Genomic DNA, 16,389 nt, shown 5'->3' on the forward strand with positions numbered 1-16,389 from the left:
CGAGGCCGTCGATGTGTATTGCCGCGGCGCGCGCGCCACCATCGAGCCGGGCGCGGTCGTGGACGCGAGCGGTGACGCCACGCTCGCCGTGCAGGCCGGCGCCGGCACCGAAGAGGCAAGCGCCACACGACTCCAGCGGCCCGCCTTCATCTTCGCCCTGCACACCGTCGAGGTCGCCGCGCTCGACGCCGATGGCCGCGTTGGCCTCGCGGCATTGCTCGCCGAAGCGGCCCATGCCGGCCGAATAGAGCGCGGCGCGCTCGGCGCGCATTTCCGCCCCACCGGCCGCGGCTCCGAGGTCTATTGCACCGTGGACCTCGCGGGCCCCGAGGATTTCAATCCGACCTCGCCCGTCCATCTGGGTGCGCTGGAGCGAACGGGCCGCCGCCTCGCCCATTCGCTCACTGCATTTTTGCGCGCGCACCATCCGGCCTTCGCGCGCGCCGAGATCGCCGCGTTTCCCACGCGGGTGGGGATCCGGGAAAGCCGCCGCGTGCGCGGCGACAGCACGATCACCGCCGCGGCCGTGCTGCGCGGTCTGGAAACGCCCGATCGCGTCGCCCTCGGCACCTGGCCGATGGAGTTGCGTGAAAAACCCACCGGCCCCCGCTGGCGTTACCCCGAGGACGATCGCCCGACACAGATCCCGCTCGGTGCGCTCAAGGTTGCCGACGTGACCAACCTATGGACGGCCGGCCGCTGCATCTCCTGCGATCACGAAGCGCAGGCCGCGCTGCGGGTCATCGGCACCTGCCTCGCCACCGGCCAGGCCGCGGGCCTCGCCGCCGCGTGGTACGTCCGCCACGGCGCGCCTCCCGGCGCGGCGGACGTGCGGGCGCAGATCGAAACCATCCTCGGCCCGGAGGAGGATCGATCGGGGTAGCCGCCGGGGTGCAACGTGCTCTGCCCTAGCCTCGACATGGAGATCCGAAGGTGTATACTCGACGGACCGAGAGGGCGGCGCGCTCGACGTCAACAAAAAAGGGGAACGATGACACAACGACCAACTGCCGGCCAACCACCTGACAAACGCGAGTTCGAGCCACCCGTAGGCTGGCTGCTCGGGCAACAGCTCCTCGCCGGCTTGAAATGGATCGCGCTCTACACCTCCTATGGCGAAAAGCTGGATGCACGCGACTGGATGCGCGCCGACGTGGTGTGGCGCTTCAAAGACGCGAAAGGCGACGAGTTCTGGTTCGATTACATCGCCGACAGCGGCGACGGCCAGAAGGCTGTATATAACATCGCCTACCTGTGTCAGGGCGACCTCTGGCTTCCACAAGCTGGCAGCCAACCGGATGCCGGAATAGTATCGCTTAATAATAAGGCGCTGGACAATGGGTATCGGCTGCCGCGCGGGGAATTTCTGCTGGTCGGCGGGGACACGGCCTATCACATTGCGGACTACGAGACACTCGCGGAGCGCTTCCGCAAGCCGTTAAACTGGGCCTATGACGACCGCTGTTCGGCAGGTGAAACCCCGAGCCGTACGTATATCTATGGGGTCCCGGGCAACCACGACTACTACGATGCCCTGGACGGATTCAACCGCCAGTTTCTCGAACCAATCACACCGCCCACCGCAGCAGGTTCCTCCTGCACCATAAGCCTATATGATCAGTTAAAGCTCGAGGGGTTCGATCGCGAGCAGAAAGCCAGCTATGTAGCGTTGGAGCTGCCCCACGACTGGAAGCTGTGGGCCCTGGATGTGCAGGATGGCAACCTCGACAAGCGGCAGCAGGCGTTCTTCCTCGAGACCTGCGAGGCGGGCGTTGCACCCAAAAAGCTGATCGTGGCGACACCGGAGCCGGTGACCAAGCTCGGGAAGCACACGGAACCGGATGCCGAGATCGTCCGGGCCTATAGGGGCCTTGGATTGGAGCCGGCCTTTCTCAAGCAGAACAATGGCGGGCTCGCGGGAGACCGATGCCGTCTCGATATCTCCGGGGACGTCCACCACTACGCCCGCTATTGGGGGACAGGGGCCCTGAAGCGATCCGATTCACAACCATCGGGGAACGACCGTCCGAACTACGCCGCGCTGGTGGCGGGCGGTGGTGGCGCCTTCCTGCATGCCTCCCATACCGACCTGGAACAGGTCCCCCATGCAGTGATATATCCGCCCCGCGGGGACTCGCACAATCTCATGCTCAAGAGGCTGCTCGATCCGCGCAATATCTTTAATGGCGGATACGTGTTCGTCGCGGGAGCGATGGTGGCCGCGGCAACGTACTTCGCGGCCGCCATTCCCGACAGTAGCTGGTCGGCTTTCCATTGGCTCACTAGGATTGGTAACGGCCAGCGTCCTTGTGGAGATCAGGCGAGGTGTGCAGCCGATCCGGATTCGCTCTTGGAGCGCATTCAGTGGGCATTGGGCATCCCCGGCGAGACGCGGATCCCCATCCCCGGCGAGACCACCGCTCAGTACGCGCTCCCGCTGCTCGACGTGCTGTTCGCCACAGCGCTATTGGGTGTGTTGATCTACCTGGCGTTCAGAACTAGGACCGATTCCGACAAGCTGGCGCAGGCCGGGCTCGATGAATGGCGCAGCACGCTCGTACGTTGGATGGCGTTCGTCTTTCTCTGGCTCGCCGGGCTTTTCGTGCTCTCTCTGATCCCCTTGACGGTACCGTCCGCCTTCTTCGCCAGCTTCATGGTGTTCCTGTTCATGGGCGTGTTGATCGCCGGCCTGGTCTTCTGCCGCTACGTGAGCGATGTGCTGATTGCGCGCAAAAAGCACTTGGAACGGCAGCGAGACGAGAGCTCCGCACCGCCCCTGCAAGAGGGTAGGCTGTGGCCTCTTCTCGAAGCGTATCTCGAAGCGCACCTGCCGTTTGCCTTGATCGCCGCCTCCTGGATCAGCGTCAGTTACGGTGTCTGGCGCTTCGGCGCGTACAACGCGTCTATCGTGCTCACGGATATCGTGACGCTTCTAGTGTTAGGCCTGGCCACGCTGGGCCTCGTTGCCTTGGCATTCTTCGTCGGCGGCGCGCTGTACGAGGCGAAAGACCGGAAGCAATTCTTGCTGCTCGGCGCTTGGCACGCCTTCGTGCAGGTCGCCGTCCCCTTCGCGCTGATCGCTTATTGTGGAGCGTGGGAGATAGTCGGCACCCTCGTAGCCATCGGCGCAATCACAGTCGCCGCTTTGCGCTACTTTAGAGTCGAAGGAGAGTTTACCTATACGGACCAGAAGGATTGTGCTCGGAGGATGTGGATCGCATGGATTGCCGTGGGGCTGCTGCCCCTCCTCGCCGCCCTCGTCATGAACTGGGGAGATCCGGCGGAAGTCGTCACCTCGTGGCGTATTGTCGGCGCGGCGCTGATCGGAGCGCTACTGAGCTGTGTCTGGTTCGGATGGTACCTCGCCGTCTCGCTCGCGTTCAACGGTCATAACAACGAGGCCGGGGGCGGTGCCCGTACCGAGCAATTCCGGCACTTGGTCCGCATCAAGCTGACGCGAGACTCGCTTACCGGCTATGTGATCGGGATAGACGAGCCCTTTGCGAGTTTCGATGGTAACCCGAAATTCCGGCTGGTCGACGTATTTACGATCTCCTGTCCTTCCAAGCGCACGCCGTAATCCCGGTAGTTGCGTCAGGTTTGCGGTACGGCGGGCGAGGCGAGATATGCGTGAACCTTGCCGTTTTGGGTGATAGCCGCGGTGTCGCGCGCTCGGGCCCCGAGCAGCGTCCGCTCGAGAAACTTGATGGCGGTATCTGCATAGAGGGCCGTATGCACATCGCTCGCATCGTCGAAGTGGATTGCATCGGGTGCACGAAGTGCCTCAAGGCCTGCCCGGTCGATGCGATCGTGGGCGCGGCGGGGCAGATGCACACGGTCTTGATCGAGCAATGTACCGGCTGCGAGCAGTGTCTCCCACCGTGTCCGGTCGATTGCATCGAGCTGGTCGAGGCCCCCTTCGCTTGGGACAACGATCGCGCCCAGGCGGCCCAGGCACGGGAGCGGGCACGCGAGGACCGTCTGGCGCGCCGGCAGGAAGACGATGGCCGGGGTCGGAGTGGGGACCGAGGAAGGGAGAGCGACCTCCCCGCGTTCGATCCTGCCGCCGCGCCGGCGGTGATCCGGGCCGCGGTCGAGCGATCCCAGGCACGGCGGCGGGGCGACCGCGACCCGTCGTGACCGATCCCCGCCCGGAGGCCCGGAGGCGCGCGGCACACCACCTGGCGTATGGACTGGCGGCACTCCTGGTCGCGCTCGCGGGGTGCTCGACGGTACCGAAGACCGCCGGCCGCCCGCCCCCGCAGGCGGGCGTTCCCCCGCTCGTCGGTTACGCCTTGAGCCTGCGGGGGACGCCATACCACTACGGCGGCGACAGTCCGCGGCAGGGCTTCGATTGCAGCGGCTTCGTGCGGCACGTGTACCGGCGCTACGGGATAGATCTGCCGCGCGATTCGGCATCGATGGCGCGCGTGCTGCCGCGGGTCCCCGCCGCGTCCCCAAGGCCGGGGGACCTGGTGTTCTTCAATACCCGCGGGCGCCCGGACTCCCACGTCGGGATCTACGTCGGCCAGGGCAGTTTCGTCCATGCCCCGAGCCAGGCCACGGGTTCCGTGCGGGTGTCGAATCTCGGGCACCGCTATTGGCACGCCCGGCTCAGCGCTGTTCGGCGATCCCCGGTGGGCGCCTCCGGCTGGTTCCGGCCGGTCTCGTCCACGACGGCCGAGTAGGCAGCGCAATCGATCAGGACAAACGGTCTCCCGACGAACGCGGGCGCTCTGGCGCAAAGGCACGGCCCCGCACCCGGCGCCCCCGCTTCCGCCTTGTCTGCGGCGATATTCGCCAGCTCCATGCGTTCGGCCGCGGCGGTGAGGGTTTGCAGCACCGTGGCGCGCGGGGTCGCGGTCATATCGCTTGAAGGGTTATTCTCCATCGTGCCGTCGGGGCGCACGCGGATCGTCGTGGTCGGCACCTGGCGCGGCGTGTTCGGCGTTCCCGTCTCCTGCGCTGAAGGATTAGGGAGAATCACGCGCGGCGTTGTTGAGCTTGCCTGCGGTGGCGATGCCGGGGCCGCAGGCACGGCAGCGCTACTGGCATCCTGCGCCTGCAGGTTGTCAACCGGCTGCTCCTCCCGTGAAACGGTCTTTTCGTTATTGCTGTCGTCGGTGCTGCCGAGGCGCTCATAAATCAGCTTGTTACTCGATGGTTGTTCGGGTTCGGCCGCGGCCATTTTTTTCACGGGCGATGTATCGGCCTTGATCACGATCGGCTCGCCCGTATTTTTTTCGCCGACCCAGGAGTAGATCAGCGCCCCGATGACGGCGACAAATACAAGACCCGTGACCGCGATGACCGTGACGAAGCGTGTGTCAAAATCGAAAGCGTCGGCGCGGGTTTCAAATTCCTGCCCGGAGGTACCCGGACTGCCGGCCATTTCTTCTTCAAAAGTCTGCGCGAATGTCCGCGAGTAATCCTGTGGTGGCGGTTTCTCAAAAACGGGCTCTTTCTTGACGACCGATCCTTCGCGCACCGGCGCGGAAGAGGTCTGCTTTTCAAGCGAGCGAAACGCCGCTTCGAACTCGTCTTCGCTGAAACCACGAGAATCCTTGTTATGAGGATCATTTCTGTTTTGCGGCGCTGGTGCTGCCGGCCTCGCAGGGGCAGGCTGGCCGCCGCTGCGCGGTTCGGTTTCAAGGTAATAGGCGAGCTCGGCATCTTCAGCCGTGCTTTCCGGCTCAAAGCGCTGAGCGCTGCGCCCTATAATGCTCTCGAATTCCGCCAAGGGATCATCGCTCTCATCGCCCTGTGGATTGGCAGTCCAATTGGTGCGGCGGATTGGCGTATCACTCATAAAATACCTCTTAACAGAAACCAGCTCCGACGAATCGGCCAGACAATCAGGCTTTGCCCCTGCCCCGAACCTCAGGCTTCAGGTCCGGAAAACCAAGCAAAGCCTGTCGGTGGATGCGAGCGTGCGCGTATTGCACGTAAAAAACAGGTTGTCTTGGAGTGCTCCACAACCTTGGCGAGGTCGAAATCGAGCGACGCATCGCTCGCCCGCGTCAACATCATGAAGCGGATGGCATCGCGCCCCACCTCGTCGATCACTTCGCGCAGCGTGACGAAATCGCCCGCGCGTTTTGACATGTTCACGGGCTCGCTCGAAGCGCGGGGCGGGGGTGTCGGTCGTCATGCCTGGTACGACGCGAGCGCCACCCGTAGGCTGGCCCACAGATAGCCCCGATTCCGCGCGAGGGCCACCGTGATCCGGGCGGCTTCTAGCTCGGCATCGGCGCGGCGAGCCCCGGCGTCGTACTCCAAGATACCGGCGCGCTCCCTAGGGGTTCTCCCGAAACCAGGCCACCGTATCGGTGAGGGTCTGGTGCAGGGGCCGCGGTCGCCAGCCGAGGTCTTCGCGCATTCGGCGGGCGTCGTACCAGCCATAGCGGCCTATGAGCTTCGCAATGGCGGGCGGTACCGGCGGATCTTTGCGCCGGATCCGGGACCAAAAGACGAGGGCGGAGATTAGCACCCGGGGCAGCCACCGCGGCAGGTGCCAGGTACGCGCCGGGGTCCCGGCGACGGCGGCGACGTCCGCGACCAGGTCCTTCAGGGTGTGGTTGTGGGCACATAGGACGTAACGCTGGCCGGGACGGCCGCGCTCCGTCGCGAGCAGGACGCCGTCGGCGAAATCGCGCGCGTCGACGCAGCCCACGCCCACGTCGAACGTGGGCACGAAACGCCCTTCGATCACGCGCTTGATGATCTTACCGCCGGGGGCCGGACCGAAGTCCTCCGGGCCGATGGTCAGGGCCGGCGCCACGACCACCACGTCGAACCCGGACCGCGAGCGCGACAGTGCCAACTGCTCCGCCTCGCGGCGGGACTCCGCATAGCCCAGATCGATCCCGTGTACGGCCCACTCCGCGTCCTCGTCCAGCGGTACCGGATCACGGTGGACGCCGATCGTGAGGGCGCTGCTGCTCGCGACCACGCGCGTGACGCCTGCGGCCTGCGCGGCATCGATGAGCCTCTGGGTGCCAGCCACGTTGACCTCGTGCATGTCCTCGCGCGTTTTGCGGGGGTCGACCTCGTAGGCCATGTGCACCACGGTGTCCACCCCTTGCAGCGCCGCCCGCAAGTCGCTGGGCTTGGTGATCTCGCCCATGGGGTCCACCACGAGGTGCTTGATGATGTGCCTGGTGTCACTGCCCGGAAGCACCAGCCAACGTGGGTGGATCCCGCGCTTTTTTAAGCATTTGATCACGTGGTAGTCGAGGATATCCCCCCCGCCGCTTACCAGCACCTTGTTCATACCCCCACCCCTCATGACGCAACAGCCGCCAGCTGCGACAGGGTAGGCAATTCCGTGCTGCTAGGCAATGCCCGGGGCCTCGCGTATCGAGCCCAAGGCGGTGGAGCCCGCACTCGTTACGCGAAATCCCATAACGGCCGCGGCCCGGTGCTCCTCGCCTCGCCCGGAGGGGACGGCTCGCCGACTTCCCTCGTCGGCGCCATGGTGTACCGACCGGCTTTCCCGTAACATACCGAAGCGGCCAGTCGGGGCGGTGAAGGCCCGGTGGTCGGGTGAGCACATGCGGTACGTAACCCCCACAGCGAGGTAACTGTTATGCCATTAAGAATCGCGACCCTATTCCTTGCGCTCTTCCTCATGGGATGCGAAAACAACAAGGAGGAAGCGACCGGCCAGGTCTGCGGCGGCGCCACCGCTGTGCAATGCCCGGAGGGTCAGACCTGTGTCGATGACCCGAGCGACACCTGTGATCCCGACACCTATGGGGACGACAAGGCAGGCGCCGCCTGCCCGAGGATCTGCGCAGGCGGTTGATCACCCCGGGCGGTATCGCCATGGTGCGGGGCGCAGCGGGCGGTGTCATTCCGCCCGCTGCCATTTACCCATCGTCACGCGGTCGAGCCCGGCGTAATCTGGGATCGTGGCACGGGCACGGAAGCCCACCGCGCCGAGCATCGTCCACACCGGCTGTTTCTGAGCAGCACCGTGCTCCAGGGCGAGCCATCCGCCATCGCGCAGGTGTCGCGGCGCGCCGGCAATGACGGTGCGCAGGGCCTTGAGACCGTCATCGCCTCCGGACAAGGCGACGCGCGGCTCGTGGCAGAAGCCGGCCCTCCAGAGCTCGGCGTCCGGGACATAAGGCGGATTGGACACGATGAGGTCGAAGCGCGCGCCGCGGAGCGGCCGGTACCAGTCCCCTTCCACGAACGCGATATCGCGAAACCCCAGGCGCCCCGCGTTGCGGCTCGCGATCGCGAGCGCCGGGGCGGAAACGTCGGTGGCCGTGACCCGGCATTTCGTCGATCCGCGGATCGCGAGGGCGATGGCCCCCGATCCGGTGCCGAGGTCCAGTACCTCGCGGAGGTCATGGGCCGTAATGAGCTCGAGCGCCGCCTCGACCAGGTGCTCGGTCTCGGGGCGCGGCACCAAGGTGTGCTCATCGACGAGTAGCGGCATCGACCAGAACTCGCGCCGGCCGACGAGATAGGCGACCGGAATGCCCCGCGCGCGCCCCGCGATGAGATCGAGGTAACGCCGCACCTCTGCCGCCGCGACCGGATGGTCCGCCCGGGTGACGAGCTGTACCCGCCCGACACCGAGGACGTGGCCGAGCAATACCTCGGCGTCCAGGCGCGCGCTGTCCGAATCCGACAGAAGGGCTTCGGCGTGGCGGAGGAGGCCGGCTATCGTCGCTGGCCCGGTGCCCTCGTTTCTCGGGACGGCCGCGGTCCTCAATTGCCCACCGCGGCCATGAGATCGGCCTGGTGCTCGCTGATGAGCGGCTCGATCACGTGGTCCAGCTCCCCGAGCATGATCGCTTCGAGCTTGTACACGGTCAGGTTGATGCGGTGATCGGTGACGCGCGCCTGCGGGAAGTTATAGGTGCGGATGCGCTCCGAACGGTCCCCGCTCCCCACCAGATTGCGGCGGCTCTCCGCCTGTTTCTCGCGCTGGCGCTCGCGCTCCGCCGACACCAGCCTGGCCTTGAGGAGGCTCATGCCGCGCGAGCGGTTCTTGTGCTGGGAGCGCTCGTCCTGGCACTCCACCACGAGCCCGCTCGGGAGGTGGGTGATACGGATGGCCGAATCGGTCTTGTTGACGTGCTGGCCGCCGGCCCCCGAGGCCCGGAACGTGTCGATGCGGAGTTCGGAGGGCGACACCTCGATGTCGGTCACTTCATCGACCTCGGGCAACACCGCCACGGTGCAGGCCGAGGTGTGGATGCGCCCCTGGGCCTCGGTCTCGGGGACGCGCTGCACGCGGTGCACCCCGGATTCGAACTTGAGGCGCGAATATGCCCCCTGGCCCACGATGCGCGCGATCACCTCTTTGATCCCGCCGGCGTCCGCGCGGCTCGTGCTCAGGACCTCGCAGGTCCAGCCGCGCGTTTCGACATAGCGTCCGTACATGCGGAACAGCGCGGCAGCGAACAACGCCGCCTCCTCGCCGCCGGTCCCGGCGCGCACCTCGAGGAAGATGTTGCTGCGATCCGAGGGGTCCTGCGGGAGCAGGAAGCGGTGCAGATCGCGCTCCAGGGCCTCGTCGCGCGCCTGATTCCTCTTGAGCTCTTCCGCGGCCAGCTCGCGCAGCCCCGCGTCCTCCTCATCGAGCATGCGCCGCGCCTCTTCGATCGCCCGGCGATTCCGGAGATAGCTCTCGAAGCACTCGACCACTACCCGCAGCTCGGATTGCTCGCGGCCCAACTCCCGGAAGGTCGCTTGGTCCTTCCAGACCCCTTCGTTCGACAACAGCCCGGTCAGCTCCTGCGAGCGGGCGCGCAGGCGTTCGAGTTTCTGTAGGAGCGAATCCTTCATGGCGTCTGGCATTCTACCGTGACCCGGCCTGCTACGGTGGAGCCGCGGCGACCCACTACCCGTCGCCGCCATGCTGGTCCACGCCCAACAAGTCGCGCGAGATCGAGCGCGTGCAGGCCGAACACCGCGGCCTGTTGCACGTGACGGCCCCAGTCGGCCTCCGGGTTGTCGCCAGAGTGCGCGTGTTGATCGCCACCCGGTGCGGCGCGGACGCCGTGCGCGGCGGGCGCGCGCAAGCCAGGCAGGCCGACACCCGCGCTGAGCAGATCGTCCGCGCCCTCGTGGCGGGTGACGCGCACCTCGGCGGGCGGAGACCTCGGACAGATTCACGCGTGTCTCAAGGTCCAGGCGCCAGGTGCGTATTCAGCTCGTTGTGTAAACGCTGCCCGCCCCGGGTCCTGTATAACGCCAAGGCCCACAGGGGAAAATACCGGCGGTACAGCGTGTAATCGAGCAGCGCGGTGCGGAAAAAGACGCCGGTCCAGTCTTGGGCCGGCCATTCTCCGTTCGAGTCTTGCGTGCAGAGGAGGTGATCCACGCCTCGCTCGATGGCGGACCAATCGGGATCGTGGGCCTCCAAGAGCGTCGACAGGGCCCAGGCGGTCTGGATCACCTGGCTTTCGCGGTGCTCGACATACACACCCGTGAGGCAGCCGCTGTGGTGCTCGCCGAATCCGCCGTCCGGCCGTTGGCGCGCCAGGAGCCACCGGCACGCCTTGCGGATGGCGGGATGGAACACCGGTGTACCGGCGGCCAAGAGTCCCCGCACGCCGAATAGCGTGCCGTAGATGAGATACACCCCCCAAGCGCCGGGCCAGGCGCCGTCGGGGCGCTGGCGAGCGGCCAACCAGCGTGCGGCGCGCTCGAGGGCGCGCGTGATGCGGCCGTCCATGACCCCCGGGCAACGTTCCCGGAAGGCGGCCAGGGCGCTGATACACGACGAGGTACACTCCACCCAGGAGCGGTCGGTCATCGAGTCGGCGAACATCTCCGCGGGGTTCAGCCATTCGAGGGTCCAGCGCGTGCCGCTGGGCTCATAGCTGCCGAAGCCGCCATCGGCGTTCTGACAACGCAGCATGAACTCGACGCCCTCCCGGAGCGCTTCGCTGTCCCGTACTCCGCCCGGCGCGGCGAGCAATGCCAAGAGGGCCTCGGCCGTACAGTCGCTCACGGGCCAGCCGTGCCATACCCCCGCGAAACACCATCCGCCCCGCGGATCGATGCGGAAGTTTTCTTCGACGCCTGGAAACGTCCGGCGGATCTGTTGGGTCGTGAGGAACGACGCGCCCCGCGCGATGCATTCTCCGGTGCTCGCCCGGGACTCTACCGCGGCCAGTGCCTGGAGTGCGAAGGCCGTGTCCCACGAGGCGCTGCGCGCACCGGCGACGCGCGAGCCGTCCCGCCCGTCCTCCCAGATCCAACCCTCGAAACGCACCAGAGCTCGGTGCAGATCGGGGTCGTCGGGTTGATGGATCCACAGCGCGATGAGGCTCAATAGCCCGCTGACCGGCGAGATGGCGGTGTGATCGGTGGTGCGAAACTCCCAGCGGAGATGATCGAGCAGCCGCGCGACGATGTTCCGCCGCGCCGCGGCGCTGTGCCTTTGTTCCACGAATAGAAAAAACGCGCAGAGACAACGCAACGCGCGGCCTGGCCGCACGTACAGGTCCCCGGCTCGCAAGGCCCCTCGGTGCTCGCGGAAACCTCCGTAACCGGCGGGATAGAGCTCGGCCCGCAGCGCCTCGATCACCGGACCGCGTGGGCCCTGATGGCGCGAGGCATAGATCACGGTCATCGCCAGGTAGATGAGCCGGGTGTGACAGTAGAACCTTCCCGGATGGATCGGCAGTCGGCGCGGCAGGGCCCAGAGCTCCGGCAGGAGTGGGTTGAGGCCCTCCCAGTCATAAAGGTTCAGCATCGCGAGCCAGAACTTACCCCAGCTCGGGATCCGCAGGACCCCGCCTTCGGCCGCGATGAAGCGCGCGGCGGGGACCAAGAGGGGATCGTCCCTGGAAAGCCCCAAGAGGCGCGCCGCGACGTACACGAGCGTCGTGACGAAGAGATAGGGCGGTGAATGGGCGTGCAGACCCCAGAGCCCGGACCCGAGTCGCGTGCGCTGGAACTGGAGCAGCAGCAGGTCTCTGCGCGCCGCGGGCATGGCACGGCCGGTGATCTGGCACATGAGGGCGTACTGGGCCGCGAGCATCGGGCCCCACACGACCTCCCCCTCCCATTCTCCGCTCGCGGACTGCCGCCGGATGAGGGCATCCACGGCACGCCGCAACGCCGAGTCCAGGACCTGTCTTAACAAGTTAGGCGCCGCCCCTCATCGCCCTCGGGCCGTTCGCTATCGGGAAGGGGGAGCGGTGCGAACACCCCGCCCCGGTTCCACGCGATCCCGGGCACGGGCCTATTGAAGCAGATCCGGGAGGCTTGGCAAACCGGGACTCCCTTGGGCGGTGATCGCTTCAAGGAACAGGTTGAGGAAATGCTGGCACGCAAAGTCGGTCAGGCCCGACAGGGCAGGCCGAAAATCGAGTCGATAGAGGACCATTTAAAGGCTCCGACCCCTTTACAGCTACCAGGTCAGCGGACCCGGCCCGCTCAGGATCCCCACCACCAGCCACCTCAAACGCCCGAGCAAGGCGCCGGCGACCCGGCCGGCATGTCCCCATTGGCCGCCGCCAGGCGGCCCCGCCCAAGCCCCGCAGGGCCCGGCCTATGGTGCGGGAACGAGCCCCCGCAAACGGGATCACCCGCGCGTCCCCGCAGGCGAGACAGCCCATCGTGCGGGTGCGTTCGGCTGCCCGTCTGCGCCACATCGCGTAGATGGCCCGGCGTGTCGCGACCGCCTCGTCGGCGCCGTCCGCCAGGCGTGGGTCGGGCAAGTCGACCCAACGCAAACTGCTGGCCGAGCATCTCGAATCGCTTTCGGCAGTCCGTTTTTGCTTACCCGCGAACCCAGCGGCACCTCTGGCAGATGCTGCTCGCACGAGTTTATCAAGCCAGGCCCAGGTTTGTCTGTGACTTTTTTCACAGACGCGGCTGCTCCCTTCTGTTAGCGTGGCCAAGATGATGACCTTGCCCCGCCAGGCCCTTTGGGGATTGGAGGGCGCCGAGGGAACGGCAATACCAAGAACGCCATCGCGGCTTCACTGAATCGCCGCCGGGACCGCTCGGCCGCCCGCAGAGGCGGTAAAGCATCGGTGGCCCACAAATCAATGATAGTGACGGAGGAGCAAGCGATGTACGACTCTCTTGGTGATTTTGGGTCTGGCCTCGTCAAACCGGGCGGGCGCTTCCGCCCCGGCGCGGACCGCTTTCACACCGCAAAATTACCGTCCAGCCCGTCCGATGAGATATTGCCAACGCATTCTCTGTTGACAGCTCGCGTTGTATTTCCTATCCTTCACCTCGAAGGCGCGCTGCATCTGCTTAGCCGGGTACCGCATACCCTCACTGTCGAGACGCCGTTCGGGGGCGCGGGTGTCGAGGCACCGAGCTCGTGCTGCGGGAAGGAGAGGGCGAGACCGCGTTGGGGGTCTCCGAAGGGCAATAAGACGCGTCACTACCCGCGCAAGGCCCCGTCACCGCCATAAACCGCAACGTAGGCGTGCGAAACCGCCTTGATCTCTAATCCTTATGCGGGCCCATGGGGGACAAACGCCGGCCTTTTCCGGCCCAGAGGGGAGGTATGCGATGAAACTACTCGATCTGAAACGCTCAGCGGCACTCATAGGGCTAATCACGCTTTCGGCTTGTGCACCGCCCGAGCCGACACCCGCAGGTGATCCGCTGGTGGCTAAAGGCCGCGAGCTGTTCTTCAAGGAAACCTTCGATGGTAATGGCCGAACCTGCGGCACCTGTCACCGGGCGGAGAATAACCTGACCATCGATGCGGCGTTTATCGCCAGCCTCCCGAACAATGACCCTCTCTTCGTCGCCGAAAATAACCCAGACCTCAACAAGAATTTCGAGGATCCTAGGCTGATGCGCAAGCGCGGCTTGATCCTGGAAAATCTGGACGGGACCGACGATCTTGCCCACAATTTTACCATGCGTGGCGTACCTCACGTGTTCTCCCAGCGGTTTTCCATCGACAGCAATCCCAGAAATCGATTGGAGTGCTTGAGCGATACCCTTTGCCCTCGAACAGGCTGGTCCGGTGACGGGGCGCCTCAAATGAAAGACCTCAAGTCGTTTGCCCGAGGCGCGGTGGCTCAGCATTTCACCAAGACCACAGGCCGCAAGGAGGGCGTCGATTTCCGCTTCCCCACGGAAGATGAGGAAAAGGCCCTGGAAGCCTTCCAGTTCAGCTTGGGTCGGCAGGAAGAGCTGAAACTACCACTGCCCTTGAAAAGCGCGGAAGCGGCACAAGGTCAGGAGATTTTCAACTCGCCCACCACGGGCAAGTGTTTTGGCTGTCACGCTAATGCCGGCGCCAACGTCCCACCGGGAGGAGCTGCTAGTGGCAATTTGAACTTCAACACCGGGGTGGAAAATCTGCCCGATCCGACCGGCGATTTCAGCCAGCCGGATGACGGTCTGGGTACACTCGGAGATGCACCCGGCGATGGTACGTTCAACACACCGTCAGTGGTGGAAGCGGCGGATACGGGTCCCTTCTTCCATAACAACTCGGTGGACACCATCGAGGGCGCGGTGGATTTCTACAATACCGACGCCTTCAACGACTCGCCATCAGGGCAATTCCTCAGCGATGGCACAGGCCGAGCCATCGCTCTGGATGCTACCCAGGTGAAGGCCGTGGCGGCGTTTCTCCGCGCCATTAACGCCCTGGATAATATCCGCGAGCTGAACAAGCTTTTAGGGGCCGTGAAAGACAACGTGCTGCTCGCCGGAGAACACCCGGCGGATGTCGTCAAGCGGGCGGTGCACGACATCGACGATGCCATCATGGTGCTCCAGGATGGTGGCTTGCACGCCGACGCGGTGCAACAACTCCAAGAAGCCCGCGGTCTCACCGAGAAAGCGACTACAAGCCCCTCAAGCCGCATCAAGCTCGCCAAGCAAGCCTTGGACGCCATCAATCAGGCGAAGAGCCTCATCCTGGGCTAGGACGTCGGCTGGGGAACCCGTATATACACACTGGCACGGCAACTGGAAGTGATGATGAGGAGAAATATCATGTTGACACGCTTCTTCTTCTTGGGCGTCCTGTTGGCCCTCCCCGCGTCGGCCTTGTTCGCGCAAGCGGCGATGGAGATGTTTATTCCCATCGGCGACTCGCACGGAGTTTCTAACATCTACAGTATCATCGGGAAAATCGCCACCGTAAATGAAGAGAATCGAAGCCTGACCGTGAGCGATTCCTCGGGGGTTACGTATCTGGTCACAATCCCGAAGGAGGCCCCCGTGTGGCTGGATCGGAGCAGAGCGCAAGGTAAGAACGAAGTTGGCTCACCAGCTGATCTTCAACCGGGCCGGACGGTGGAGGTGAAATACAAGGGGAGCCCTGCTAGCGGAACCTCGGTCACAGCGGATTGGGTCAAGGTCGAAGTAACGAGCTAGCGCCCCTGGGGTGCATAATCCTATGGTTGGAATTAAGGGAGCGTAATCCATCCGCCGCCGCCACTTCGGCACGCTCTAACGATAGGGAGTGCAAGGATGCGGCGACGCCCCGAACCCATCGGCCGGGAAAGGGGATCGTGCGGCGTAGGCCGGATGTCACGAATCGGAATCGCGGATAGGCAAGATGGGATGCTTGCCAACTCCTGGATCACCGGAATGGACAAGCGTAGGTGGGTCGGTAAGCCACGAAGTATCCGCGCGCCGTGGCCTCGGGCTCTGAGCCGACGGCGGGCACCACGCCACGAATCCCTCGGGGCGCGCGCCAGATTTGTTCACAAGCTCGGAGGCGACCGCGGCTCCCCGAGACCCCGTTGCGCGCGCGGTCCACCGGACCGTCACGCCCCTCTGCGCGCCGGCACCTCCTCGTTCCTCGATGGGGCGCATCATCGCCTTCGTGACGCAGGGGGGTTCCTTAAGCGCATCCTCGAACACATCGGCGAGCCCACAGCGCCACCCGATCTGCCCGCGGTCCGCGCCACCGGGAGGAGGACTTCGAACCGCGCGAAGGCACCGAAGACACTGATCTGAGTGGAAAGCCTACCCGAAGCTTGAGTTCGATCAGCGGGTAAGCGGGTAGGCGCCTCCCCTCCTGGTCCTGCCGGTCGCTGGACCCCGACTGGCACAGGCGCGCTCGTGTCTAGGCACTGGATACTGACCGCAGAGCTCACCCGTGAGCCCTGCAATCCCACCGCGGTCTGCCGAATAACTCCTTCCCGACCCGGCGCGGACCCGCCCAATCACTCCCCCACTCCGCACCGAGAATGCACTACGCTTGCGAAACCGCGTTGAATATCCTATCGTTTTCACTATCCTCGGCAGGCCCCCGCAACAGTCCCCTAAACGGGTTCAACCGCAAGAGTGCACTTGCGACACCGAATTGTATGTCGTATGCTTCGTAAAAACGTACGCTGGTGGCTGGTCCAATGACCTACTATCCAAGCCATTGGCCCGGCGGCAGCAAGCCATTGGCTCGGCGGCAGCGAGGGTTGG

At 65.1% G+C, this 16,389-nt stretch carries 12 protein-coding genes and 1 pseudogene; 7 read left to right on the plus strand and 6 right to left on the minus strand.

All coding sequences use genetic code 11. From position 1 onward, the window contains the following. The 4 genes from M3461_17460 to M3461_17475 all read left to right on the plus strand — a co-directional run. Nucleotides 1-883 (plus strand): FAD-dependent oxidoreductase (locus tag M3461_17460; protein MDQ3776009.1); only part of this gene is annotated, 883 nt, incomplete at its 5' end. A gap of 108 nt (nt 884-991) precedes the next feature. Then, nucleotides 992-3,580, plus strand: coding sequence for a DUF975 family protein (locus tag M3461_17465; GenBank protein MDQ3776010.1), 2,589 nt, complete (start codon nt 992-994; stop codon nt 3,578-3,580). Between the two features lie 50 nt (nt 3,581-3,630). Further along, nucleotides 3,631-4,140, plus strand: a complete 510-nt coding sequence (locus M3461_17470) for an RnfABCDGE type electron transport complex subunit B (protein MDQ3776011.1) — start codon at nt 3,631-3,633, stop codon at nt 4,138-4,140. Continuing rightward, nucleotides 4,137-4,688 carry a C40 family peptidase gene (locus M3461_17475; protein ID MDQ3776012.1) on the plus strand — a complete coding sequence of 184 codons (552 nt, stop codon included), beginning with the start codon at nt 4,137-4,139 and terminating at the stop codon, nt 4,686-4,688. The genes M3461_17470 and M3461_17475 overlap by 4 nt, the downstream gene beginning before the upstream one ends. Here the strand turns inward: M3461_17475 and M3461_17480 are convergent. From M3461_17480 to M3461_17490, 3 genes and pseudogenes are all read right to left on the minus strand, one after another. Further along, nucleotides 4,598-5,809 carry a hypothetical protein gene (locus M3461_17480; protein ID MDQ3776013.1) on the minus strand — a complete coding sequence of 404 codons (1,212 nt, stop codon included), beginning with the start codon at nt 5,807-5,809 and terminating at the stop codon, nt 4,598-4,600. The genes M3461_17475 and M3461_17480 overlap by 91 nt on opposite strands. 82 nt (nt 5,810-5,891) lie before the next feature. Further along, nucleotides 5,892-6,117: pseudogene (locus tag M3461_17485) on the minus strand (arginine--tRNA ligase). Between the two features lie 178 nt (nt 6,118-6,295). Further along, the gene (locus tag M3461_17490) at nt 6,296-7,273 is read right to left on the minus strand and encodes an NAD-dependent epimerase/dehydratase family protein (protein ID MDQ3776014.1); all 978 of its coding nucleotides are present in this window, start codon (nt 7,271-7,273) and stop codon (nt 6,296-6,298) included. A gap of 315 nt (nt 7,274-7,588) precedes the next feature. Between M3461_17490 and M3461_17495 the strand changes: the two genes are divergently transcribed. Then, nucleotides 7,589-7,807: a hypothetical protein gene (locus M3461_17495; protein ID MDQ3776015.1), complete on the plus strand. Its 219-nt coding sequence runs from the start codon at nt 7,589-7,591 to the stop codon at nt 7,805-7,807. Nucleotides 7,808-7,852: 45 nt separating this feature from the next. Here the strand turns inward: M3461_17495 and prmC are convergent, their stop codons facing one another. The 3 genes from prmC to M3461_17510 form a co-directional block, all read right to left on the minus strand. Beyond that, complete coding sequence (gene prmC / locus M3461_17500; GenBank protein MDQ3776016.1) at nt 7,853-8,728, minus strand: peptide chain release factor N(5)-glutamine methyltransferase; 876 nt, start codon at nt 8,726-8,728, stop codon at nt 7,853-7,855. After that, nucleotides 8,725-9,807 (minus strand): peptide chain release factor 1, encoded by a 1,083-nt coding sequence (gene prfA / locus M3461_17505; GenBank protein MDQ3776017.1) that lies wholly within the window; start codon nt 9,805-9,807, stop codon nt 8,725-8,727. The genes prmC and prfA overlap by 4 nt, the downstream gene beginning before the upstream one ends. A gap of 337 nt (nt 9,808-10,144) precedes the next feature. Continuing rightward, nucleotides 10,145-12,118 carry a 2,3-oxidosqualene cyclase gene (locus M3461_17510; protein ID MDQ3776018.1) on the minus strand — a complete coding sequence of 658 codons (1,974 nt, stop codon included), beginning with the start codon at nt 12,116-12,118 and terminating at the stop codon, nt 10,145-10,147. 1,388 nt (nt 12,119-13,506) lie between these two features. Between M3461_17510 and M3461_17515 the strand changes: the two genes are divergently transcribed. Both M3461_17515 and M3461_17520 read left to right on the plus strand, forming a co-directional pair. Beyond that, nucleotides 13,507-14,886: a hypothetical protein gene (locus M3461_17515; protein ID MDQ3776019.1), complete on the plus strand. Its 1,380-nt coding sequence runs from the start codon at nt 13,507-13,509 to the stop codon at nt 14,884-14,886. 69 nt (nt 14,887-14,955) lie between these two features. Then, entirely contained in the window at nt 14,956-15,339 is a 384-nt protein-coding gene (locus M3461_17520; GenBank protein MDQ3776020.1) for a hypothetical protein, read from the plus strand. Nucleotides 15,340-16,389 lie beyond the last annotated feature (1,050 nt).

This window comes from Pseudomonadota bacterium (genome assembly GCA_030860485.1).
GTDB lineage: Bacteria > Pseudomonadota > Gammaproteobacteria > JACCXJ01 > JACCXJ01 > JACCXJ01.